At 67.3% G+C, this 1,211-nt stretch carries 1 protein-coding gene; it reads left to right on the forward strand.

The genetic code is table 11. From position 1 onward, the window contains the following. Positions 1-180 precede the first annotated feature (180 nt). Positions 181-990: a thioredoxin domain-containing protein gene (locus ACVNF4_RS36245; RefSeq protein WP_461807066.1), complete on the forward strand. Its 810-nt coding sequence runs from the start codon at positions 181-183 to the stop codon at positions 988-990. Positions 991-1,211 lie beyond the last annotated feature (221 nt).

A 1,211-nucleotide genomic window follows, 5' to 3' on the forward strand; every position in this document is an offset into this window, starting at 1 on the left:
GGCATGGTGTAGGGCGTGCCGGAGGTGTTCATGGCGTGCTTGCTCCTGAGGTGGGGGGTGAGGTCCCGGGCTGTCTCACTCATCGGGCGTCCGTCGCCGAGAGGCCCGCGGGGGCCGCCGCGCGGGCTCCTCACCCCCGCCTGAGCACAGACACACCCATTTCCCAGGGAGAACACCGACATGAGCAAGCGCAACAACCAGGCGTCCAAGACCGCGGCCCGTGAGCGGCTGCGCGAGGAGCGCGCGCGGCAGGCCAAGAAGGACAAGGCGAAGCGGCAGGTCATCGTGGCCGCCTCGGCGCTGGCGGTGCTGGCGGCGGCCGGCGGGATCAGCTACGCCGTCATCCAGGCCAACAAGCCCTCCCACTGGGAGGCCGTGAAGAGCGACACCGTCGTCGCCCCGGCCAACACGACCGGCGACAAGGGCACGACCGTCGTCATCGGCAAGGACACCGCGAAGAAGACCCTGAAGATCTTCGAGGACCCGCGCTGCCCGATCTGCGCCCAGTTCGAGCAAACGGTCGGGACGACCGTGAAGAAGGACATCGACGACGGCAAGTTCAAGTTCCAGTACGTCGGCGCGACCTTCATCGACAACAAGGACAACGGCGAGGGCTCCAAGAACGCCCTCAGCGCGCTCGGCGCCGCGCTGAACGTCAGCCCCGAGGCGTTCCTTGAGTACAAGGCCGCGATGTACTCGACGAAGTGGCACCCGGAGGAGACGACCGACAAGTTCAAGAAGGACAGCTACCTCATCGAGATAGCCGACACGGTCCCGGCGCTCAAGGGCAACGCGAAGTTCCAGGACGCCGTGAACAAGGGCACGTACGACGCCTGGGCGATGGCCATGTCCAAGACCTTCGACGACAACAAGGAAGGCGTCCAGGGCACGCCCGGCTTCGTCATGGACGGCAAGCAGCTCAACGGCGGGAAGCCGCTGATGACGGTGGACCAGTTCAACCAGGTCGTCGACGCCGCGATCAAGGGCTGACCCCCGCCCCGCCGGACCCCGCGCCGGTGAACAACTGGCGGGCGGACTTCACCAGTTCGCCCGCCCGCGTTCATACCCATCAGTAACCTGAGGGTTCGTGACCACACCGCAAAGACGCACTCACGAGTCCCTCACCCCGCGCCGCCGCACGGTCGCCTACCTCAGCCAGATCGGCCGCGCCGCCGAGGACCTGGGGTTCGTCGGCGCGCTCACCCCGACCG

The sequence above is a fragment of the Streptomyces sp. S6 genome (genome assembly GCF_054880855.1).